This window comes from Emticicia sp. W12TSBA100-4 (genome assembly GCF_040253585.1).
GTDB lineage: Bacteria > Bacteroidota > Bacteroidia > Cytophagales > Spirosomataceae > Emticicia.
The window spans coordinates 308,262-333,925 of sequence record NZ_JBELAU010000004.1 but is presented as its reverse complement, the minus strand read 5'-3'; the positions used below and the strand labels follow the sequence as shown (position 1 = coordinate 333,925).

Below are 25,664 nucleotides of genomic sequence, written 5' to 3'. Positions count from 1 at the left end.
TTTCAGAACTAAAGATAATCTATAAAACCACCAATGCTTATTCACTTAACTTTATTTAACATTTATTCGGTCTTCAGACTCTTCACAGGGTTCATCAAAGCAGCTTTTATTGATTGATAACTTACTGTTAATAAAGCAATTGCAATGGCCATTATACCCGCCAGTGCAAAAAACCACCACTCGATTTCGATATGGTAGGCAAATTCTTGTAGCCATTTGTCGGTGGCCCACCATGCAATCGGGAAGGCAATGCCGTTGGCAATCAAGACCAATTTCAAGAAATCTTTTGAAAGTAGCGTTGCTAAGTTTACTACGCTTGCTCCCAGCACTTTTCTTACACCAATTTCTTTGATTCGTTGCTCGGCAGCATAGGTTGCCAAGCCAAAAAGGCCTAAACAAGCAATCAGAATTGTGGCCAAAGCCGCCCAAATGAGCATGGATTGGCGGCGGGCATCTTCGGCATAAAATAGGGCTAATTGTTGGTCGAGAAAATGGTATTCAAATAAGTTTTCGGGGTCAATTTTGGTCAGAATTTGCTCCATTTGCTTCAAGGTAGCATCTATATCTTTGGCTTCTACTCTTGACGTATAATAATCAATATTATGAATAGGGTTTTTCTGATAACCCAATACCAAAGGTGCAATTTTCTCTCTTAAAGTCTGAAAATGAAAGTCTTTTACGATTCCGATTACTCTCGCTCTGAATACTTGATTGTTGGACAGCGGTCGGAAATTTCCGCCCATTGCTCTCTCTGGAATTTCGAGCATTTGGTCAGATGGCTCACTAATATTCAGCATTTTAGCGGCAGTTTCATTAATAACAACCGAGGCCGAATCATTGATTCCTGCAAAGTTTTTGCCTTTCAACAATTCAGTTTCAAAGGTTTTTGAGAAACTTTCATCCACTCCCAAAAAGTAAGCGATTTTATGCACATCAATTCCGCCCATTGGCTTCACTTTTATGGTTGGAATATTCTTCCACTCGCCTGGCACTCGTGAGGTTGTCGATACATTTTTTACATTCGGAATTTTAGAAAATTCAGAAATAATGGCTGGGGCCGCTTGTCGGATTTTTCCACTATTGATATCAACCACCAGCAAAAGTTCTTTGTTGAAACCCAAATCTTTATTATTCACGAATCGCACTTGGAAAAACAGCACAATGGTAGCTACTATCATAACCACGGAAATCGTAAACTGAAAAATAACTAAGCCTTTTCGGAGTGAAAAATCTGATTTGTTCGGAATTTTTAGGCTTTTCAATAATAGAATCGGGCTAAAACGAGAAAGCATAAAGGCAGGATAAGTTCCTGACAATAAACCAGTTAGCAAAACCACTGAAAGAGTAGCGAGCCAAATCTGATAATTAGTAGAAAAGCCAAGTGAAAGTTCTTTATTCACAAAATCATTAAAGAAAGGCAATATCAAATTGACCAAAATGACCGATAAAACAAAAGAAATAAAGGTTACTAAAACCGATTCAGCTAAAAACTGGGTAATTAGTTGCCCTCTTACAGCTCCAACGGCTTTCTTAATGCCAATTTCTTTGCTACGATTGGAGGCTTTTGCCGTCGTGAGATTCATGTAGTTGATACACGCAATGAGCAACACAAAAAGTGCAATAATGGCAAAAATTTGGATATAAAACATCGAACCCGTACTTGCTGAGCTTGCGTTTGAATTGACGACTCGGTTGATAATATTCTCAGAATGCAAGTGCATATCTTTCAAGGCTTGTAGCGAAAATACCATCGAAGTACCTGTTTCGGGTTTAAAATTGGCTTCGAGAAGGCTCTTCATTTTAGGCGAAACACTTTCAGGATTGACGTTTTTCTTTAACATCGCAAAAACCATGTACGAATTAGACGACCAATCTCGATTAATATCGTTGACGTAGCTTGAATCAGACAAATAAGTGCTTTCAGAATTAAGCGAAGTAAAACTAAAACTCGAATTTCGAGGATGATTTTTAATAACCGCCTTTACCGTAAATGGCTGCTCCATGCCATCCCATTTGATGGTTTTTCCCGCAACTTTTGTACTTCCAAACAGCCGCATCGCTAAATCTTCCACAATAACCATCGAGCGAGGTTCTTTCAAAGCTGTTTTTGGGTTTCCATCAATGGCTTCAAAATCAAACATTTCCATCAACTCATTATTGACAACCGTTATATCCTCCAGAAACTTCTTCTGACCTGTCATGTTTCCGAGGTTATCTCGTCCAAATTGAGTTATTCGAGCCATTTTTTCGATTTCAGCAATGTTTTTTGGCGATTCTTCCGATAATTTATAGCTGATTGCGGCAGTGCTTCTATTTTCGGCAGGAGTTTTTCGGTGTTCGATTACCCGAAAAATACGGTCAGCGTTGTTGTGTTGCTGGTCGAAAGTAAGTTCATCGAACAAATAAAGTCCAATCAACAAAAAACAACTTAGTCCGAATGTCAAGCCCAAAACATTGAGCGTCGTATAAAGTTTGTTTCGCAGTAGATTGCGAAAAGCGATTTTAAAGTAATTGCGTATCATAATTTTGTGATTTGTGATTAGTTACTGGAAACTCGTGTTTTAATCCAATTTCCAGCAAAAATCTACTAATAACTATTTTCTATTCTGTTTTCAAAGATTTCACAGGATTCATCAATGCCGCTTTTATTGACTGATAACTCACTGTTAGTAAAGTAATTAGCAAAGCTCCAGCACCCGAAATTACAAAAATCCACCACGAAATTTCGGTTCGGTATGTATATTTTTGTAGCCAATTATTCATGAAATAGTAGGCGATTGGTGCAGCAACTAAGCAAGAAATGATAATCAAAACCACGAAATCTTTTGATAATAATTGCCACAAATTGGCTACCGAAGCTCCCAAAACTTTCCGAATGCCGATTTCTTTGGTGCGTTGTTCGGCTACGAAACTGGCAAGTCCGAAAAGACCGAGACAAGAGATAAAAATGGCGAGAATAGCAAAAAGGCTTATCAGGCTCGACATTCTTTTTTCTCTAAAAAACTTTTTATTGAAGTCTCTGTCGGCAAAAAGATAGTTAAAATTGCCAGCTGGGTCGTAGGTTTTCAAGACCTTTTCCATCTTGGCGATAGATTCAGCGGCACTTAGTTCGGGTTTTAGTTTGATGGTGATGAAAGGAGCATTGGCTTTTATCATTTCAAAAACGGTAGGGCGAACGGGGTCGAAAGGAGAATCCATGACGATATTTTTTACCACGCCCACAACTGTGAGCGGTTTTCCATCTTTTCTGATTACTTGATTGATTGGGTTTTTCAGCCCCATGAGTTTTACGGCTGCTTCATTCAAAATCACTGAACTGGTATCGCTCGAAAAAGCTCTTGAAAAATCTCGCCCCGCCATTACTTTCCAGTCGATAGTTTTTCCAAATTCGGGCGTTACTCTCAGCGTAACCAAATCTTCGGCGGTAGCGGTTTTGGTTGGCCATGTGTAATGGCTCGAATAATGCCAAGTTTCCGACATTGGGCTGTTGGTTTCGGCCATTTCTACGACCGCTCCCGAGTTGAGCAAATCTTGTCGCATGGCATAAAAATGCCCTCTTAATTCTTCATTATTCTTGCGTATTTGCACCAAACCTTTGGTATCGTAGCCCAATGGACGGCTTTTGGTAAACTGAATTTGTTTGTAGATAACGGTCGTTGAAATTATCAAAACGATAGAAATACTAAACTGAAAAATAACGAGTCCTTTTCTCGAAAATAACTCAAACGAGCTACTTTGCATTTTTCCTTTTAGTACTTTAATCGGCTGAAAAGAAGAAAGATATAATGCAGGGTAACTGCCCGCAAAAAGTATCAGAAGCCCTGAAAACAGCGTAATTGCCAACCAAAAAGCAGGATTTTTCCATGGAAAATCAATTTGTTTTTCGGCCAATTCGTTGAAAAACGGCAAGGCTATTTGAGCCAAAACCATTGCGAGCAAAGCACTTAAAAGTATCGTAAGCAGAGTTTCGGCATAAAATTGTCCGATAATCTGACCTCTGCCAGAACCAATGGCTTTTCTGACTCCGATTTCTTTGGCACGCTTTTCAGACCGTGCCGTACTCAGATTCATGAAATTGATGGCCGCCAAAAGTATCGTCAGAATGCCAATTAAGCCGAAAATCAAGATATTGTCTTTTCCAGTTGCAACAGGCAAGCCATTCTTGTATTCGGGATATAAATGCCAACTATCCATCGGATACAAAAACAAAGCGGGCTTTGATGGGTCTTGGGTAGCTTTATAGATTTCATCTTTTATCAAGGTCGATGCTTGCTCGGCCGACACATTTTTTGCCAATTTTACATATATCGGAAAAGAGTTTTCGTCCCAAAGTTTTTTGGCATCTAACCAGTCTTCTTTTTGTAAGTACGAATCCATCGACGAGTAAAACGATGTGCTGCGATACGTGGCATTTTGTGGTAAAGATTTGAACACACCCACAATTTTAAACGGTGTATTTTTATCCAAATGAACGGTCTGATTTATGGCATTTTTATTCTCAAAAAGAGCCTCTTTTGTTTTATCCGAAATCAATATTTCAAAAGGAGCTAAAGGAAATTTTGGTGAGCCTTCGAGAATTTTTAAATCCAGAATTTTTTCGCCGCCTGTTTCCATAAACAAGCCTCTTTTTGTGATGGTTTTATCGTTGACGGTCAGACTTTTTTCACCACCATAACTTGATGCTACGACTTCTTCAAAATAGTTCCCGTAAGATTCTCGCAATTTAGCAGCCAACGGAATTGACATGGATTGCTCGGTAATAATATTGCCATTGAAACTGCGGTTTTTCTGCAATAATGCTATTCGCTCATGTTCGGAATGGTATTTATCAAAACTTAGTTCGTCATAAATCCACAAACCGATGAGCATCGCCACGGTAATTCCTACGGCCAAACCACCGATGTTGATGAATGAATAAACTTTGTTTTTTACAAGATTTCGGAAGGCGATTTTGATGTAGTTTCGTATCATAAATTTGTGATTTGTGACTGGTTATTGGAAACTGGTGTTTTAAACCAATTTCCAATAAAAATTAACCAATAACTATTTTCTACTCCGTTTTCAAAGAGTTTACTGGATTCATCAATGCTGCTTTGATTGCTTGATAACTCACTGTTAATAAGCCAACTACGAGTAATCCGCCAACGGTTATCAAAAACATATCGACGCCCTGCGTAATGCGGTACGGGTAGTTTGATAAAAGCTGCTCGGCTACATAATAGGCTATCGGAGCTGCGATTACAAAAGCTATCAGAATCAGTTTCAGAAAGTCGAAAGAAAGTAAACCTACGATATTATTAACGCTCGCTCCCAAAACTTTTCTGACGCCAATTTCCTTAAAGCGTTTCTCGGTAGCCAGTGCCGAAAGTCCGAACAGACCAATACACGAAATAAAAATGGTTATCCACGCCGACCAGCCAATTATTTGCTTCATTTTTACTTCTTTTTCATAGTTTTTGGCATTGGTTTCGCTCAAAAACTCATATTCATAAGGTTTCGTTGGCATTGATTCTTTGAATTTTGCTTTGATATATGCCATCGTTTGTGGAATATTTTGCCCTGTTAGTCGAAGGTAAAAAGCTCCGTAGCCCCCTTGACTTGGGTCGGCCAAAAGCACTTGTGGACGCACTTTTTCGTAGAGTGAAGAATAATGATAATCTTTAACCACTCCCACAACTTGATAATTTTTCTTGTTATGGAAAGCCAGCGTTTGCCCTATCGGAGTTTTCCAACCTGCTTCTTTCACAAAAGCCTCATTCACAATAATAGCCGAAGCGGTATCGGACGGAAATTCCGATGAAAAATTTCGGCCTTGTGCCATTTTTAGTCCCATCAGGTCAATAAATCTTCCATCAACCAAATCCATAGCATGATTCATTTGTTTATCGCCGTTTACCGTCGATAGCGTAAACCAAAAACCTTGTTGGCGTGGAGCGGTCTTTACGATATTCGGATTTTTGAGGAGTTCGCTCATAAAAACATTGGCTTTCGAGTGGTCAGAGCCTCCTACGTTAATTATCATGATATTTTTATCGTCATAGCCCAAACTCTGATTCATGAAAAGATTTACTTGCTTAAATTGCACGATTGTCAGTAAAATGAAAAATGTAGCCAAGCCAAATTGCAGCACAGTGAGTGATTTTTGAAGGATATTTTTACCGCCAAATCGGAATCTTCCGTAGAGTGTCTCGACGGGCTTGAAACCCGATAATACCAATGCAGGGTAAAAACCCGTCATGAAAGCCGTACCGATAAATATACCGATGTAGAGTAAGATGAGTTTTATATCAAGCAAGTAACTGAAAGACAGTGCTTTATCAGATAGGGCATTGAACGTTGGTAAAGCCAAAACTACCAAAATAAGAGCCACCACAAATGCCAATAAACTCAAAAGAGCCGACTCGGTCAGGAACTGAATAATGAGTTGCTTGCGTTGGCTTCCCATTACTTTTCTTACACCAATTTCTTTGGCTCGTTTCATTGAGCGAGAGATGGCAATATTGACAAAATTGATACAAGCAATGAGCAAAATAAACAAAGCAATACCCGATAAAAAATACGAAAACAGTTTATTTCCTGAGTTCTTGATGCCATTTTGAGCTTGATAATCTTTACTCAAGTGCATGTCAAGAAATGGCTGTAATTTCCAGACAAGTTGGCTTTTGTAATTCCATTCTTTTGCTGCTTGTGCAATTTGTTCTTTGGCATCAGCGGCGTAGATTTTAGCAAATTTTTGTTCGATAGCCGCAAGATTCGCACCCGGCTTTATCGTGAAAAATGTATTCATGTAGAAATTAATCCACTGGTCATCTTGCTGTTTGTCGTGATGCAGCGGCATTAATAATTCAATCTGAATAGTTGAATTAATAGGCATTTTTTTGGTAACACCCGTAACTGTAAAATTTTGGAATCGGTTGTCGTAATCAATCGCCAAGGTTTTTCCGAGAGCTTTCTTTTTTCCAAAAAAACGCTCGGCAACCTCTTCTGAAATTACGATAGATTGAGGGTCGGATAATGCCTTGAATGGTGTACCTTCCACAAATTCGGCATCGAAAACACTAAAAAAACTACTATCTACTTTCGAGGCTTCTTGCGTAAAAATTTCATTATTGTGCTTGATATTGAAGCGTTCGCCTTGAATGCGTACTAAGTTTTCGATTTCGGGAACTTGACGTTTAAAAGTTGCCCCTTGCACCATGCCCGAAATACCCATTTTGTGTATTTCGCCCGATGGTGAAATTTCATCCGAAACCAAACGATAGATTTCGTGCTTTCGGCTTTGAAATTGGTCATAACTCAGCTCATCTTTTACATAAAGCGTTATGAGCAAGCACACCGCCAAGCCAAGACTCAGCCCCAGTATGTTGATAACTGAATAGAGTTTATTGCCAACTAAACTCCTAAATGCGATTTTGAAATAGTTTCGTATCATAATTTTTGTGTTTGTGATTGGTTACTGGGAAACTGGTTATTAGGAATGAGTATTTTGAACCAATTACCAATTTCCCAGTAACCAATCACTATTTTATTATTCACTTTTTAAAGACTCCACAGGATTCACTTTTGCTGCTCTCCACGACTGCGATAAAACTGTTAAGAAGCTAATTATCAACAAAGTAAAGACACTAAATAGCAATACCGCAGGACTTACAGAGACTCTTGAAACAAAGAATTCGAGCCAAAAACTATTGATAAAATAGGCCAATGGCGTAGCAATAACTACGGCAATGCCAATCAGAATAATGTAATTTTTCGATAATAACATAATTATCTGGAAAGCACCCGAACCCAAAACTTTGCGGATACCAATTTCTTTTCTGCGAGTTTCTGCCGTGTAAGTAGCCATTCCCAATAAGCCCAAACACGAAATAAAAACCGCTAAAAAAGCAATGAATCCTAAAACATTGGCAATGTTGCTAAACATTATATGAACAAGTAGTAGTTCTTGGTCGAAAAACTCATATTCAAATCTTGTCATAGGGTTTACTTTTTTCCATGACTCTTGAAGAAACTTGAGCGTTTCTCCTTGATTTTTTCCGTTGATTCTGATTGTAGCATAATTAAACTCTGCTTGACGATTGCGAAGCACCAATGGCTCAATATCTAACATGACATTCAAAAACTGAAAATCTTTTACTACGCCCACAATTTCGATGTTGCTTTTTCCTATCAAAACCTTCTGCCCAACTGCCTGTTGTGGAGTTCCGAGCTTAAAGTTTTTTACCATTTTTTCGTTAATAAGGGCATATTTTTCACCGTTTTCACTCGGAATTTCGGGGAGGTTTTTGCCCGCAACTAACTTCAAACCCCACACATCTAAACATTTGGCATCAATGTCAATAAAGGTAGTTTGCAAACTATCTTTTGGGTTATCGGCTTTCTTGATTACCGTGCCATTCTGAGTGCCAGTGGCGGGTAGATACATACACGCCGAAACCGCCGTAATGTCTTTATTCGTAGAGATTTCTTGAGCAAAACGCTTATAATTTTCTTGTTTGTATAAAGTTACGTTTACTACATTTTCTTTATTAAATCCGTAGTCAAAATTGAAAATATGGTCGGTTTGCAGATAGATAAGTGAGGTTGAAATAATAAAAATCAACGAAACCGAAAATTGTACGACCAATAAAGCCTTGCGTATGGTGAGGCGTTTGAAAATTTTCACTCCTCCGAAGTTTTTCAGAATCTGAATTGGATTAAAAGCCGAAATATAAACCGATGGTAAAACACCCGCAACAATGCCAACCACAATACTAAAACCAATGAAAAGCAGGTATAAAGAAATGTTTTGCGTGAAGGTGATATTTAGGTATTTATTGAAAGCTAAGTTTGTGAAAAGTGATTGCAAAACAAACAAGATGAAAATCGAAAACACCAACGAAACCAATGAAATCAGCACCGATTCAGCAATAAATTGTCCAAAAATTTGGCTTCGAGTAGCACCCGACACTTTTCGCACACCTACTTCTTTAGCACGAGTCAACGACCTTGCCACCGAAAGATTGGTATAATTCAAACAAGCCGACAACATGACAATCAAACACAAGATTCCCAAAACCCAAAGTACGACTTCAGGAACAGCCGTGTGAGTTTCGTTGCCGATAGGGTTGCTCGGTGTAATTTGGGTAAGAGCTTGAGCTTTAAAGGCATACTGATTGTATTCTCCTTTCGGAAAATATTTATCCGATACTTTATCTAAAATTTGTTGCAAATCGGCCTCTGTTTTTCCTTTTTGCATCAAAACGTAGGTATAATTCGACCAAACATTATTCCAATCATTGGGCGAATAATTCACGAGTGAATCTTTAGAAAGTGTGGGGAGCGTACTAAGCGAGGCCAATATTTTGAAGGGTAAATGCGTTTTACCTTCGTTTGGCTTCATCACACCAGTAATCGTAAAAAGGCCATATTCGGTTTCTCGATTTCCATTATCAACACCTGTCGGACTCAAATCTGTGTTTTTAAATTTTACAGTTTTCCCAACAGGATTTTCATTATAAAAAAGTTGAGAAGCAAGTTCTTGACTGATAACCAACGAACGAGGATTATCTAAAGCAGTCTTGGCATCGCCTTCAATGAGTTTGAAATCTAAGATTTTCAGTAAATTTCCATCGGCAAAATATCCTCCGCCCGAAGCTATCTTGTCGTTGTAGAAAATATCTCCGCCAATGTTTCTGGCCAAACTTGCCGAAGCCTCTATACCAGTATAGCTTTTCCGTAACTCTTCACCCAATGGTAAAGCCGATGAAGCCGTACCCTTAAAATCGTTGTTGTTTTTGCCCGTAGTTATAACCCGATAGATTCGGTCTTTATTTACATGAAATTGGTCGTAGCTTTTCTGGTCAGCTATGATTGATAAAATCAATAAACATACCGACATACTCACTGCCAATCCGATAACATTTATCGAACTGAATGTTTTGTTTTTGAGGAGGTTTCTCCAAGCGATTTTAAAGTAATTGCGTAACATAATTTTGTGATTTGTGACTGATTACTGGAAACTGGTATTTTAAACCAATTTCCAGTAACTAATCAATCAATTAACTATTTTCTATTCCGTTTTCAATGATTTAACAGGGTTCATCAAAGCAGCTTTTATTGCCTGGTAACTCACTGTTAATAAAGCAATTAACAAAGTAGCTATACCTGCTATCACAAAAACCCACAACGATATATCAGTCCTGAATGCAAAGTCTTTTAGCCAAGTATTCATGGCATAATACGCCAATGGTGACGCTATCACAAAGGCCAAACAAACCAATTTTAGAAAGTCTGTTGAAAGTAGTCGAACGATGCTCCAAATACTCGCTCCAAGCACTTTTCTGACACCGATTTCTTTGGTGCGTTGCTCGGCAATGTAGGTGATGAGTCCGAATAAACCCAAGCAAGCTATCAAGACCGTAAGCCCCGCAAAAATCAAAGAGATTTGACCAATCCGTTGTTCGGCTCGATACATTTCATCGAATGATTCGTTCATAAAATGGTAGTTAAAAGGCATTTCTGGAGCAAAAACCTTCCATTTCGCTTCTATTTGTTTTACAAGATTTTGTGGCTCTTCGGTATTTATTTTAAATGCCGTTGCCCACGCACTTCTGCCATAAAGGAAACACAAAGGCCCAACCGCCTCACGCATAGATGAGTAATGAAAATTCTTGACAATGCCTACAATAGTCAGAGCCCCAACATCATTCGGATTGCCATTATTGATGTATAGTTTTTTTCCGATTGGGTCGTCAAAGCCAATTAGTTTGGCTGCTTGTTCGTTCAGAATAATAGCCGAAGAGTCGGTGCTGAATGCTTTCGAGAAGTTTCTGCCTTTTGATACCTCCATATTGAGTGTCGGAATATAATCTTCGTCAATTTCCCAAGCTTGCATATTGAAGCTATTTTGGGTGTTAAAAACCGCCTCGGTCGAAAAAGTATTATCGCTTCTCGAAGAGTTGGCCACTGGTAGGAAACCAGCAAAAGTGGCATTTTTAACTCCCGCCATTTTCTTTACTTCTTCTTTAAAAACATTGTTGTTGTCTCGCAGCGACGAAGTTCCCGTTACAACCAAGATTTGGTCTTTCGAGAAACCTAAATTTTTATGTTGAATATAATTAAGTTGGCGGTAAATGATAAAAGTTGAAATAACTAAAACCAACGACGTAACAAACTGAAAGGTAACTAAGGTATTTCGGAAATTTGAACGGCGAAAATTAGCATTGAGTTTACTTTTTAAGACCTCAATCGGGCGAAATGATGATAAGAAAAAGGAAGGATAATAACCCGCTAAAACACCCACAACCAAAGGTAAAAGCACTAAAAACGGCAAATACTGCGGCTGAAAAAGCGATTGAGTAGTAAATTGTTTTCCTGCGATTTCATTAAAATACGGAATCAGCAAAATTGTAATTACTAACGATATTACAAAAGCCAAATAGCTCGTCAGCACCGACTCTGACATGAACTGCATGATAAGACTATTGCGTTGGGTTCCCATCACTTTACGAATGCCCACTTCTTTGGCACGATTGGCAGAGCGAGCCGTACTGAGATTCATGAAATTGATACACGCAATGAGCAATAAAAACAAAGCCACCACCGAAAAAATATAAACATATTGAATATCGCTGTTAGGGCTTATTTCATAAATTCGGTCAGATTTTAGGTGAATATCCAACAATGGTGTGAGTGAATATTTGAGATAATTGCCTCCTTTTCTAAAATCATCCATGTTTTTGATATCCATGAAAGTCTTCGCTTGTGGCAAAATGTATTTATCCACAACTACATCGAACTTCTTTTCAAATTGCTTATAATCAACACCTTCTCGGAGTTTGATATACGTATAAAAATTATGACTCAAGAAATTATCGAACTTATAATCGTTGATATTCTTAAACGGAAAAAACATATCAGTCTGAAAATGGGCGTTGGTGGGCATATCTTCATAAACCGCCGTGACTTTATATTCGACAGGATTTTGCAGACCTATTGTAAGCGTTTTGCCCAGAGCTGAGGCATTGCCAAAGTACTTTTGTGCGGCCGTTTGACTGATAATAAGAGTGTTAGGTTCGACTAAAACTTTCTTTGAATCTCCTTCCAGGATATTCAGTGGAAAAACATCTAAAAGCGTTGAGTCGGCATGAAGGCAATTATTTTCGACCAAAAACTCACTTCCTTTTTTGATAAATCGACGGCTATTATTGGAATAAAGACGAACGTACTGCTCGACTTCAGCATAATCTTTTTTGAGTGTAGCACCAAACGGGTCAGAACTCACGGCCATTCGTTGTTCAGCTCCACCAAACTTAATATCAGAATTTATCCGATAGATTCGTTCGGCATCTTTAAACTGTCGGTCGTAGCTGAGTTCGTCAACAACATAGAGGGTTATCAATAAAAAACAAGTAAGCCCAATAGCCAGACCAAAAATATTGATGAAGCTATACAGTTTGTTTTTGAGGAGATTTCTCCAAGCGATTTTTAAGTAATTGCGTATCATAATTTTGTGATTTATGATTAGTTAGTAGTTACTGGTTGAGTTTTTTCAGTAACCAACAACAAAATCAAACTCTTCTATTTGAGAAAGTGGCATTCGCCTACCTAAGCAAACTGCATCATTTCTTTTTGTCTGACCCAATCGTCTTTTTTCACGAAGGTGATTGGCACAAAGGTTTCGGTAGGAGAACCAATGTAATAGAGCGTCCAGTCTTGGTCGTAGTTTGAAAGCATCTGACGAATGCACTCCGCACGGTCGATGGTCGGAACTTCGCAATCGGCCCAATAAAAAAGTTCTACTTTATAATGTAGCTGTTGGCGTTCGCCATTGATGGTTACTTCAATTTCTACTTCTTGTTTGCCGTTTCCCATCGGAAGCGGAATTGCTATATGTGCCATAATTGAATAGGTTTAGATGGTTTCTTACAAATAATTATTCCGTTTTCAACGATTTCACTGGGTTCATTAAAGCCGCTTTTATGGCTTGGTAGCTCACTGTTAGTAGCGTTATGACCAGCGATAATAAGAGTACCAACAAAAACACTCCAAAGCCAATATCAATCTTATACTCTTTATAGTTTTCTAACCACTGACTCATGCCATAATAGGCTATTGGTGAGGCTATTAGGCAAGAAAAAACAACTAATTTTACAAAATCTTGTGATAATAATCCCCAAAGATTAGTAACCGATGCACCCAAGACTTTTCGGATACCTATTTCTTTGGTGCGTTGTTCGGCCATAAATGAAGCCAAGCCAAATAAGCCTAAACACGAAATAAAAATGGCGAGAATAGATACAATTAATGAGAGATTGCCGATGAGTTCTTCGTAATTAAATTTTTTAGAATATTCGGTATCGGCAAATTTATAATCGAAAGGATAACCTGGGTTATACTTATCGAAAATAGGCGTAATCTTGGCAATTGCTTCTGAAGCCGAAACGTTTGGATTGATTCGTATGCACAAAATATTGACCCAATCTTTGTCGAAAATGATTGTTAGAGGCGAAATAGCTTGAAAAGGCGACTCCATGTTGATATTTGGAATAACTCCGACGATTCTACGCTCTTGGCCATTCCATTTCACTAATTCTCCCACAGGATTTTTCAAGCCCATGCGTTTAACTGCGGCTTCATTCAAAATGACACCTATCGAATCGGTACTAAAATCTTTAGAAAAATCTCGTCCTTCTTTGAGTTTTATGCCCATCGTTTGGGTATAATCGTAAGTTGTAGCAATGGTATTAAAAATTGCTCCTTTGTCTTCGGGAGTTGAGTTTTTCCATTCCCAACCATTATTATTGCTCCATATTTGCGTAGGCGGTGAGTTTGATTTAGAAATCGAAGAAACCATTCCAGAAGCCAACAATTCATTGCGGAGCGGTTCAAAGTTTTTGGTCAAGCCTTGCGAAGCATCCACCGAAATAAGGCTTTTGCTATTAAATCCTATCGGACGATTTTTGCCATGTTGAACTTGCTGATAAATGATAATTGTACCTATCATTAGCACAATCGAAAAGGTAAATTGTATCACAACTAAGATTTTACGAGGCAAAGAAGCACTTTTGCCAACATGAACACCGCCTTTAAGAATTTTCACTGGATTGAACGAAGACAAATATAAGGCAGGGTAACTTCCTGCTAAAAGCCCTGTAAATAGCGTAAAAACAAGTATAATTCCCCAAAAAATTGGATTCCCAAATTGCAGCGTTATCAATTTTTCGGTGAGTGTATTGAACGATGGTAGTGATATAAGCACGATAATCAATGCTAAGATTAGGGCAAAAAATGCAATCAGAAGCGACTCGCTCAAAAACTGCCCGATGAGCTGCTCTCGTGCCGAACCAACAGCTTTACGAACTCCTACTTCTTTCGCTCTTTTTTCAGAACGAGCAGTGCTGAGATTCATGAAATTGATGCAAGCAATGACCAAAACGAAAATACCAAAAATCCCAAAAAGCTTTACATATTTAATGAAACCGCCTGAATTTTGTCCATTTTCAAATTCATTATACAAACGCCATTTTGCCATTGGATGAATAAAAACCTCTGGTTTTATGGTATTTTCCATCAATTTATCACCAACAAAATGACTCAGAACTATATTTTTAACTTTCGCATTGGTTTTTTCAGGCGTCACCCCCTCTTTTAGTTGTACATAAGCCTGAAAAGAGTTATTTCCCCATTCGGTTGAGGTGCGTTTGATATAGTCAGGATTTTGTTTTTCCTGCAATGCCCAAGGCAATAAATAATCGAATTGTAAAGTGGCGTTTTTAGGTTGTTTTTCAACGATGGCGGTTACTTTTAAATCCACCGAGTTCCCCATTCTGAGGGTTTTACCAATGGGGTCTTGTTTTCCAAAGATTGCTTGGGCGGTTTCATCTGTCAACACAATTGAATAAGGTTCTTTTAATGGATTTTTATCCCCACTCAATACTTTCAACGAAAACATATCAATGGCTTCTTCGCCAATATAATGTCCGTTTTTAAGAAATTTCTGATTACCCACTACCAATGAGCGGTTGCCGCCCCAATCGCACATCACAACTGACTGAAAATCAGGATATTTATTTTTCAATTCTTCACCTATCGGATAAGGCAATGCCTGTTGCGAACCACGATGTCCATCAAAAGTTTGGTTCATCCTGACTTGATAAATGGTTTCATAGTTTTTGTGGTGCTTATTGGCAGAAAATTCATCAAAAATCCACAGACCAATCAGCATAGCCACGGCCATGCCTACCGAAAGCCCGAAAATATTGATGAATGAGTAAACCTTGTTTTTTTGAAGGTTTCGGAAGGCGATTTTTAGGTAATTGCGTATCATAATTTTGTATTGGTGATTGGTGATTGGTTACTGGAAACTGGTTATTGGCACGGGGATACTATTCACCAATTACCAGTTCCCCAGTAACGAATAACTATTTTATTATTCCGATTTCAACGATTTCACGGGGTTCATCATGGCTGCTTTTATGGACTGATAACTTACTGTAAATAAGGTAATTAGCAACGTACCAACGCCCGAAGCTACGAAGACCCACCAGCTAATTTCCGTTCTGTACGTATATTTTTGTAGCCAATTATTCATGCAATAGTAAGCGATTGGTGCAGCGATAAGGCAAGAGATTATGACCAAAAGCACAAAATCTTTTGAAAGCATTTGGCAAAGGTTAGCAACAGAAGCACCCAATACTTTTCGAATACCAATTTCTTTGGTGCGTTGCTCAGCCACGAAACTTGCTAAGCCAAAAAGCCCCAAACATGAAATAAAAATGGCTAAAACCGTGAAAAGAGTTGCCAATTTTCCAATTCGTTGTTCGGCTTTGAATTTTTGTCCGTATTCTTCGCTTGTAAATTTGACCTGAAACGGAGCAGATGGCACTAATTTTTTCTGAATTGATTCGATTTTTGCCAATGCCTCATTTGCTGATAAATTTGGTTTGATTTTTATTAGCATTTGTCCTACATCATTTGGATTTTTGACATACCAATAAAACCCCATTTTTACAGGCTCAAACGGCGAGTCGGCCACTACATCTTCTACTACTCCAATTATTTGTCGGCGTTGTTTCGTGTCATCATTGGTTATATATTCGCCAATTGGATTTTTCAAACCAAGATATTTTGCGGCCGATTCATTGATAATTACGGCAGCAGTATCGGTGCTAAAATCAGTCGAATAATCTCTTCCTTGTTTGAGTTTCCATTGAATAGTCTTACCATAATCTTCGTTTATCCATGTTACCGAAAACGACGACTCCGACTCAGGTTTTTTCCCTTTCCAAGTAAATCCATTCCAATTGTCCCAAATTGCGTTTACAGGGCTACTCGAAAAAGCCACTTTGTCTGCCACCCCGTTTCTAAGAATCTCTTCTTTCATTATCAATTTGTTATTATTGAAATTGGGGTCGTCCATCGGAATTCTTATTAAACTCTCTTTATTATAGCCAATGGGGCGATTTTGTGCATGTTGAATTTGTTGATAAACGATGATTGTACCTATGACTAAAATTATTGATACCGTAAATTGCACTACTACTAATACTTTACGTGGCAACGAAGCATATTTACCCAGTCGGATTGTGCCTTTAAGCACTTTTATAGGCTCGAATGACGACAAGTAAAATGCTGGGTAAATGCCTGATAATAAAGAGGTTGCCAGTAAAAATACCAAGCAAATTAACCAAAAATAAAGGTTTGATATTGGCAATTGGATATTCTTATCGGTTAGCTCATTGAATGGTGCAATAGAAAGCAAAACCAAGACAATTGTAATGATAAAAGCAAAGAAAACAACCAAAAACGACTCGCTCAAAAATTGATTGACCAGTTGAGATTTTACAGAACCAATGGCTTTTCGGATTCCTACTTCTTTGGCTCGTTTTTCGCTACGAGCAGTGCTTAGGTTCATAAAATTGATACACGCCAACAACAATACAAATAGCCCAACAATAGCAAAAAGCCACACGAAAGTTATTCGTCCACCAGACGGGTATCCATCTTTGTACTCAGAGTAGAGATACCAGTTTTTCATTGGGTTTAAGTAAAGAATTGCTTGGTATTTTTGGGCAAGTTCTTTGAGATTATCAGGGCCATCTTTGAAATAAAAATCCTTGATAGCCGCATTTGCTTGGTCGATACTTACGTTATCGTTGGTTTGTACAAAAAGCCTTTGAGAACTGTTTTGCCAATTGGTTTCGTTGGCTTTAATGTCTGGAAAGGTTGCTTTGATATTCTCAAAATTTCCGATGAATTGTACATCGCCCAAAAATGAATTTTTGGCAATATCTTCATAGACTCCTGTAATTTTAGAGTTTATCTTATTATTTAGCTTGACTGTTTGTCCAATAGGGTCTTTTTCGCCAAAAAGTGCTTTCGAGGTCGATTCCGAAATAACGATTCCTTGTGGGTCGTTTAGGCTTTCTTTGTTTCCTTTGAGCATTTTCACCGAAAACATATCAAGCACACCATTATCGAAAAACTGTCCACTTTTCACAAAGTTGTTCTCACCAATTTTTATCGAATAATTGCCCGCCCATTGCAGCAAGATTACATGCTTGAAAATATGTCCGTATTTTTCACGCAATACCGTTGCCACTGGTTGTGGCATGGTGGTTGCATAATCAGCTTTTTTTTCTAATGGCTCAATTACGTGGTTATGTACGTGTCCAATTCGGTCATAGTTTTGGGTGTTACGGTTATAACTTACTTCATCATACACCCAAAGCCCAATGAGCATCGCCACAGCCATACCTACGGCAAGCCCACCAATATTGATAAATGAGTAAACCTTGTTTTTTTGAAGGTTTCTGAATGCGATTTTTAGGTAATTGCGTATCATAATTTTGTGATTTAATATATTTACCAAAACGCTTATTTCTTGAAGTGATTTTGTTCACAAACTGCCAGTAACTTAATGATGTTTATAATTACGTATTTAATTATCAGTTACTTTCTATAATTTCAACAATCTTGTTGATAGAATCTTTGTGTCCGTTAAATATATTTTGTTTATTAAAAACTGTCATTTTGATGTCAGGTTCAACACCAGTTACTTCATAATATTTACCATTGGGCATAATCAAACGTTGGTTAGATAAAGTACAATAAAAATTACCAATAGACTTGCCAAGCATACTTGATAAAATTCCTAAAGTATTAGTTCCAACAAGTTTTACGTTAGAATTCGCTTTCATAGTCATGGCAAAACCTTCTGCTTGGCTGCGGCTTATGTCAGTCATCAATATATAAACTGGCTTGGTAAACCTCACTTTATTGGAAGGTTGAATATATACTTTGGATTCGTTATAAAACATGCCTCCGAAGTAAACTTGACTGATATAAGCAAATAAAGGCTTTTCTGTAAAATAACTTGCCAACGTCAGACTTGATGCGTCGTAGCCTCCAAAGTTGAAACTGATATCTATAATTATGGCTTTTTTATTTTGTAAATTTTTAATTATATTTTCCATGTGATAGTTTACCGAATCAATTTGTTGCTTTCTTGAATGGCTCTTTGTTACAAAACCATCAAATGAATGAATATTGATATATCCTATGTTATTATTCAGGCTACCCCATTCTAATTTTCCGTTTGCGACCTTATGTCCTTTTCCGTGCAATAAACTATCTGAAATATTTTTATAATTTGTATTAAAAAATAAGTTGAAATAGTCATCTAACTTCTTAATATTTGATTGACTTCTAAAAACTTCCGACACTATTTCAGCAGAAGGTGTGATGCGATATTGCATAGTTTGTCCTGTAACATCAATCACTTTTGTGTGTTGGTCTTTTGTTCGTGTAACAATCTGTCCAAAAACATGAAATAATTCGCTTTCTGTCGTTTTATCTGAAATTTGGCTCTCAAATTCGGCCTTAATGCTATCCCAATTAATACCCCTCTCTTTGCTGAAGGCATAGTTTTCCGAATAGGTTTCTATAAAAAGATTAAATAATTTTTTCGGTTCTAATTTTTGCATTTGAGAAAAACTTAAATGATTGTCAGGTAAATTTTTTATGCGAACATAGTCTCGTTTTATTTGTAATACTGAAGATTTATCTCCATAATCTGTACTAAATATACTTAGCGTATCATTATTTAAGATAAATCTCGCTTTAGAATTTAGAAGACCTTCTATATAGTCGTTCTTTTCTTTATAACAGAAATTCTTGGTATAACTGTACAGCAAAATACTATCTGAGGTGGCATCTAAAATATAACCATTTCCGATAGATTTCCAGTAGCCTTTAAGAATTGGATTGACAGTCTCATTTTCCCTTAGAAAGCGGTTGCCTAATTTGTTTTGACTGGTTTGCCTCAGTCTGTTACCTGAGCAGCTATTCAAATAGACTGTAGCTATAAAAGACAATAAAAAAATGTAAACTTTCATAATAAAATATTTCATAAAATGGACGAGAAATCACTCCGTTTTCAACGATTTCACAGGGTTCATTACCGCTGCTTTGATGGCCTGAAAACTTACCGTTAGGAGGGTAACTATCAAGGCTCCGAGGCCAGTTACTGCAAATATCCACCACGAAATATCGGTGCGATAAGTGTATTTCTGAGTCCAGCTACTCATAAAGAAGTAAGCGACTGGCGAAGCAATGCAGAAAGAAACAAGCACCAAAACCACAAAATCTTTCGATAGCAATGTCCAAATATTGGTAATGGTTGCACCCAGCACTTTTCTTACACCGATTTCTTTGGTGCGTTGTTCGGCCACAAAACTTGCCAATCCAAACAATCCAAGGCACGAGATAAAAATGGCCAAAATGGCAAAAAATGTGGCGAGTTTGCCTACTCTTTCTTCGTTACCAAACTTTTTGGCGTAGTCTTCGTCCACAAATTTGTATTCAAAAGGCTGTGCAGGATTATATTTTCTGAATACTTCTTCTACTTTGCTGAGCGATTCGCTGGCAGGTCGGTCGGGGCTAAGTTTTATAATAACCACATTGCCTTCGTCTTGACCTAAATGAAACAATGAAGCACGAGATGGCTCATAAGGCGACTGCACAATCATATTTTTGATAACTCCTATGACTTTATAAGCCTTTCCGTTCCATTTTACGGTTTCGTCAATAGCTGCCATCGGATTTTTGAAACCCATGTATTTGGCAGCGGCTTCATTCAAGACAAAAGCCAAAGAATCGGAAGTATATTGTCGTGAAAAATCTCGGCCTGCCACAAATTGCCAGCCGATAGTTTTGCCGTATTCGTGCGAAACAGGGTTATTCGGAAAATCAACGGCCAAATTTGGGTCTTTGCCTTTCCAATCAAAGCCACCATTGCTATTCCAATGCTCAGTGAGTGGACTGCCCGACTCGGCAATATCTACTATCGCACCCGATTTTTGTAGTTCGTATCTTACTACATCAAAGTGTTTATGAATATCAGTCGTTTGCATTTCAATATTTATCAGACCGTCTCGGGTATAACCCACAGGACGACTTTTGGCAAACTGCACTTGTCGAAAAACTACGATTGTGCCGATGATGAGAGTTACCGAAACTGTAAACTGAACTACCACCAAAACTTTGCGAGGAATAGAGGCAAAACGCCCCACACGAAAAGTGCCTTTAAGCACCTTAACGGGTTGAAAAGAAGATAGATAAAGAGCTGGATAGCTGCCCGCAATTAAGCCTGTGAGAATACTAAAAACGACTCCGAGCAACCAAAAATACGGATTTGTCCATAAAATACTCATTTTCTTATCGGCCAACTCATTGAAAAATGGTAGGATGAGCAATACCAAGCCGATAGAAAGCACAAAAGCAAGGCTAACCACTAAAAGCGACTCGCTGAAAAACTGACTAATAAGTTGTCCACGCACCGAACCAATGGCTTTGCGAATGCCTACTTCTTTTGCACGTTTTTCGCTGCGTGCCGTACTCAAATTCATAAAATTGATACAAGCCAAAAGCAATACAAAAACCCCAATAATGCCAAAAAGCCACACAAATTCAATGCGACCGCCTGTATTTATGCCATTTTTAAATTCGCCATGCAAATGCCAATTTGCCATCGGATGCAAGAAAACTTCGGGCTTATATCTTGCTTCCTCTTTGTTCAGTTTATTAAGTTTGACATTTTTTATTTTAGCCGAAACCTTATTCATATCGGCATTGGGGGCAATCTGAGCGAAGGTTTGTGTGAAATTACTTCCCCACGGATTTTCCATTTTTTTAACCCAATCGTTGGTAATCAGATACAATTCCCACGGCATCAGATAAGACACATTTTTTAGAGTAGAGTTATAAGGAATATCTTCATAAACGCCTGTCACTTTTACATCGGTTTTGTTGTCAATTCGCATGACTTTATTCATGGGGTCGGTATCGCCAAAATAGGCTTTTGCCACCGACTCCGACAACAAAATTGAGTAGGGTTCTTTCAAACCATCACGAGTACCTTTGAGCATTTTCAACGAAAGCATTTCGGTTACTTTTGGCTCAAAATAACTGCCGTTTTTAGTGAATTTCTTCTCGCCAGCCGTCAAAATATGGCTTGAATTCCAAGAAGATTGCAACACATACGTAAAGTCACTGCCATAGGTATTCCGAATTTCTTCGGCCATCACTGCGGGATTCGACATCTGCGTTTCTTTCTTGCCATTATACAAATTATGCTGCATTACTTGGGCAATGCGGTCATAGTTTTCGTAATGTTTATCAAACGAAATTTCATCATACATCCAGAGGCCTATGAGCATGGCAACCGACATACCAGTAGCCAAACCAAAAATGTTGATAAACGAGTAAACCTTGTTCTTAACAAGGTTACGGAGGGCAACTTTGAAATAATTTTTTATCATAGCTTTTTCATAATTTTAAAGGTTTTAGGAATTAGGGCATAGGATTTGGTTACTTTTCCCTAAATCCTACCTCCTAATTCCTTATATCACTCCGTTTTCAAACTCTTCACTGGGTTCATTAATGCAGCTTTAATGGCCTGGAAACTCACTGTCAGTAAAGCAATGAGCAAAGAAACAAAACCTGCTCCAGCAAATACCCACCAGCGAATTTCGACTGTATATGCAAAATTTTGCAGCCAATTACTCATTAGAATTACGGCCATCGGAATGGCTATTACAGAAGCAATCAAGACCAATTTTATGAAATCTTTATTCAACAAAAAGAATATTGAACCAATGCTCGCTCCCAATATTTTTCTGATGCCTATTTCTTTGACTCGTTGCTGTGCAGTAAAAGCAGCCAAACCAAATAAGCCAAGACAAGCCAGTAAAACAGAAATAATGGCAAAGGATAGCGAAAGTACTCCTTGTTTTTGCTCTGATTCGTATTGTCGAGCAAAATTTTGGTCTAAGAAATTTATTTCAATTGGGTTTAATTTGTCAAATTCTCGAAAGGTCTTTTGAATGTAAGCCAATGCTTCTTTGGTTTTTGAGGTATTTATTCTCACATAAAGATTGTCTTCCATAGATGCTTGCGTAGGCATTACCAACACCATCGGTTCTACTCTATGTTGCAACGAATACGTATGAAAATCTTTGAATACACCAATGATTCGTCGTTCGGCAATCGCTCCTTCTCTATTTATTTTTACTTGAATTCTTTTTCCGATGGGGTTTGTATAAGCCAATTCTTTCATTAAAGTCTCATTGATAAGGGCCGCATCGGTCACATCGCTTGGCTTATTTTCTGAGAAATTACTGCCTAATTTCATTTGTATGTCCATCGTAGGCACAAAAGAAGGATTAACCGTAAGTTCTTGCACTACTTTTGAATTGGTAGAAATAGAACCATCTGTTTTTTCAAAAAAGTAAGGAGTTTGACCTAAATTATTATTGCCAATCGGATTTCCCGCAGCAGCTACATTCTCTATCAATGAGTTTTTCATCAATTGGTCTTTCAGAGAGCCAATATTTGAACGCAAACTTCTATCATCAATATGTATTGTTATTACTTGTTTTCGATTAAATCCAAGGTCTTTATCGGCTGAAAATTGTAATTGTTGGTAAATAATCCAGGCTCCAGCAATTAAAATAATGGTTGCGGCAAACTGAAAAACTACCAATGATTTTCTAAAAATCACACTTTGATTTAAACTTCCTGTCAGGCCTTTTAATGCCAAAATGGTTCTGAATCGAGCAAGAAAAAAAGCGGGGTAGCTCCCACTAAGAAAACCAATAAACAAGCTGAATAGAGCAAAAATGCCTATGGAAGAAAGAATACCAAATCTATTTAATTCTAAAGATTTGCCTGCAAACTGATTGAAGTACGGAAGCAAACCAGCCACTAAAAAGACTGAAATAACTGAAGCGATGATGCTAAAACTAAGCGATTCAACAATAAATAAGCCAATTAAATCGCTTTGTGTAGAGCCAATGGCCTTACGAACACCAACTTCACGAATTCTCATCCCAGCTCTGGCTGTTGCCAAATTCATGTAATTAATGATGGCAATAATCAATATCAAACCTGCCAATGCCATAAATAGATACATGCGATTGATGGTATTATTGGCACTTATCTCGTATTGCAAATCGGAATGCAAGTGAATATCTCGTAAAGGCTGTAATTCCATTTTGTAAGAAACTACCTTCATTTCTTTCAAAATCGTTTTTTGAGCAAATTGTGGAAGCTTTGCCTCAAGCACATTTTTATCTACACCATTATCAAGGAGCAAATAGGTATATAAATTTGAATCTTGCCAGCCTGCCGTAAAACCCGTAGGCAATGCACGCAAGCCTTCAAACTGTAAATGTGAATTGTTGGGAATATCCTGAATTACACCAGTAATTTTATTGGTTTCTGTTTTATCAAAATAAATGGTTTGGTTCAGGGCTTTTTGTGCATTACCAAATATTTTTTTCGCTAATGTTTCAGTAATAACAATTGTATTAGGTTCTGCAAGTGCCGTTTTTGGACTCCCTACTAAAAATGGAAATGTAAATACATCGAATACATTTTTATCTGTAAAAAATATATTTCCTGCTTTAATGGTTTTGTTTTCAAAAGTGATAACACCACCACCTTCGGGAGCAAATCTAACCGCCTCTTTTATCTCTGGAAATTCGGCTTTGAGTGCTGGTGCAAAAGCCGCCGAAGTGACGGCATGATGAGCTTGCCCTTCTGACCATTCGGCATGATGCACCAATCTTACAATATTATCCGCCTTTGTATGATAATTATCAAAACTCATTTCATCAATTACATATAATGAAATTAAGCAAAATACGGCAATACCTACGGCGAGTCCACCAATATTGATGAAAGAATAAACCTTGTTTTTGACAAGATTTCGGAAGGCGATTTTGATGTAGTTACGTAGCATTATTTTGAGGTTTTAGGTTTTTGGAAATAGGTTTTAGGGTTTGTTTTAGTATTTATCTTAAAAAAACGGCAATTAGATACTATTAAGATTGGTTATACAATCCCAAAACCTAACCCCTAAAACCTACTTCCTAAAACCTCGTAAACTATACATGAAAATTCTCAGTAACTACCTTACCATCAAATAAATTGATGATTCGGTGCGAGAAACCTGCATCGTAAGGCGAGTGCGTTACCATCACGATGGTTGTGCCTTCGTTGTTGAGTTCTTGTAAAAGTTTCATTACCTCTTCGCCATTGGTTGAGTCGAGATTTCCCGTAGGCTCATCGGCCAAAATCATTTTTGGTTTCGCTACTACCGCACGAGCAATGGCTACACGCTGCTGCTGTCCACCCGAAAGTTGTTGCGGGAAGTGATTGCGGCGGTGCATCATATTCATGCGTTCGAGGGCCAATTCTACTTTTTGTTTACGCTCGTCGGCAGGAGTTTTTAGGTAAAGTAATGGTAGTTCTACATTTTCGTAAACCGTTAGCTCGTCAATCAGATTGAAGCTCTGAAAAACAAATCCGATTGAGCCTTTACGAAGCGAAGCACGCTGACGCTCCGACATGTTTGCCACTTCATTTCCATAAAAATCGTAGCTTCCACCCGATGGATTATCGAGCAAGCCCAAGATATTAAGTAATGTAGATTTTCCACAACCCGATGGCCCCATGATAGCTACAAATTCGCCATCTTTGATTTCCATCGTAATGCCATTCAAGGCTGTTGTTTCTACTTCTTCGGTAGTGAAGATTTTCTGAAGGTTGGTTGTTTTTATCATTTTATCTTGCTGTTAGCGGTTAGCTATTAGCTTTTAGCTTTTTTGTGTAGTTTTGAAAATATCATATTTACGAACTAAATGCTAAGTGCTAATTGCAAATCATTTTTACCAATTATGTTATGAAAAATTTTAAAGAATTGAGAATATGGCAACGAAGCCATCAACTTGTTTTAGATATTTATTTGATAACTAAATCATTCCCAAAAGAGGAAGTTTATGGCCTTACAAGTCAAATTAGACGTTCTTGTGCATCAATTCCAACTAATATTGCGGAAGGATGTGGTAGAAACTCCGATGCAGAATTAAAAAGGTTTTTAACAATTGTTATGGGTTCGGCATCGGAATTAGAATACCAATTGATACTCTCTAATGACTTGGGTTATATTCAAACTGATAATTATGAAAAATTGAACAATGAACTCATTGAGATTAGAAAAATGTTAAACACTTTTATTCATAAACTGGGGAAATAGCTTTTTTGCTGTTAGTAATTAGCGTTTAGCTGTTAGCATTTATTTTTTGTGCAATATACTAACTATCAATTAATTACATAAA

The 25,664-nt window shown here is 37.8% G+C and carries 13 protein-coding genes; 1 reads left to right on the top strand and 12 read right to left on the bottom strand.

Annotated elements, in window-relative coordinates:
- Nucleotides 1-62: 62 nt before the first annotated feature.
- From ABR854_RS07065 to ABR854_RS07010, 12 genes are all read right to left on the bottom strand, one after another.
- Entirely contained in the window at nucleotides 63-2,522 is a 2,460-nt protein-coding gene (locus tag ABR854_RS07065) for an ABC transporter permease (RefSeq protein ID WP_350264686.1), read from the bottom strand.
- Nucleotides 2,523-2,601: 79 nt separating this feature from the next.
- Entirely contained in the window at nucleotides 2,602-4,971 is a 2,370-nt protein-coding gene (locus ABR854_RS07060) for an ABC transporter permease (protein ID WP_350264685.1), read from the bottom strand.
- 79 nt (nucleotides 4,972-5,050) lie between these two features.
- Entirely contained in the window at nucleotides 5,051-7,432 is a 2,382-nt protein-coding gene (locus tag ABR854_RS07055; RefSeq protein ID WP_350264684.1) for an ABC transporter permease, read from the bottom strand.
- Nucleotides 7,433-7,528: 96 nt separating this feature from the next.
- Nucleotides 7,529-9,970, bottom strand: coding sequence for an ABC transporter permease (locus tag ABR854_RS07050; protein ID WP_350264683.1), 2,442 nt, complete (start codon nucleotides 9,968-9,970; stop codon nucleotides 7,529-7,531).
- 81 nt (nucleotides 9,971-10,051) lie between these two features.
- The gene (locus ABR854_RS07045) at nucleotides 10,052-12,487 is read right to left on the bottom strand and encodes an ABC transporter permease (protein ID WP_350264682.1); all 2,436 of its coding nucleotides are present in this window, start codon (nucleotides 12,485-12,487) and stop codon (nucleotides 10,052-10,054) included.
- Nucleotides 12,488-12,588: 101 nt separating this feature from the next.
- Nucleotides 12,589-12,882 (bottom strand): hypothetical protein, encoded by a 294-nt coding sequence (locus ABR854_RS07040; protein WP_350264681.1) that lies wholly within the window; start codon nucleotides 12,880-12,882, stop codon nucleotides 12,589-12,591.
- 34 nt (nucleotides 12,883-12,916) lie between these two features.
- Entirely contained in the window at nucleotides 12,917-15,310 is a 2,394-nt protein-coding gene (locus ABR854_RS07035) for an ABC transporter permease (RefSeq protein ID WP_350264679.1), read from the bottom strand.
- A gap of 102 nt (nucleotides 15,311-15,412) precedes the next feature.
- Nucleotides 15,413-17,827 (bottom strand): ABC transporter permease, encoded by a 2,415-nt coding sequence (locus tag ABR854_RS07030; protein WP_350264678.1) that lies wholly within the window; start codon nucleotides 17,825-17,827, stop codon nucleotides 15,413-15,415.
- Between the two features lie 103 nt (nucleotides 17,828-17,930).
- Nucleotides 17,931-19,379, bottom strand: coding sequence for a S41 family peptidase (locus ABR854_RS07025; RefSeq protein WP_350264677.1), 1,449 nt, complete (start codon nucleotides 19,377-19,379; stop codon nucleotides 17,931-17,933).
- A 30-nt stretch (nucleotides 19,380-19,409) separates the two neighbouring features.
- Nucleotides 19,410-21,803, bottom strand: coding sequence for an ABC transporter permease (locus tag ABR854_RS07020; RefSeq protein WP_350264676.1), 2,394 nt, complete (start codon nucleotides 21,801-21,803; stop codon nucleotides 19,410-19,412).
- An 86-nt stretch (nucleotides 21,804-21,889) separates the two neighbouring features.
- Nucleotides 21,890-24,286, bottom strand: a complete 2,397-nt coding sequence (locus ABR854_RS07015) for an ABC transporter permease (RefSeq protein WP_350264675.1) — start codon at nucleotides 24,284-24,286, stop codon at nucleotides 21,890-21,892.
- A 145-nt stretch (nucleotides 24,287-24,431) separates the two neighbouring features.
- Nucleotides 24,432-25,109: an ABC transporter ATP-binding protein gene (locus ABR854_RS07010; protein ID WP_350264674.1), complete on the bottom strand. Its 678-nt coding sequence runs from the start codon at nucleotides 25,107-25,109 to the stop codon at nucleotides 24,432-24,434.
- A 119-nt stretch (nucleotides 25,110-25,228) separates the two neighbouring features.
- Between ABR854_RS07010 and ABR854_RS07005 the strand changes: the two genes are divergently transcribed.
- Complete coding sequence (locus ABR854_RS07005) at nucleotides 25,229-25,582, top strand: four helix bundle protein (protein ID WP_350264673.1); 354 nt, start codon at nucleotides 25,229-25,231, stop codon at nucleotides 25,580-25,582.
- Nucleotides 25,583-25,664: the final 82 nt, after the last annotated feature.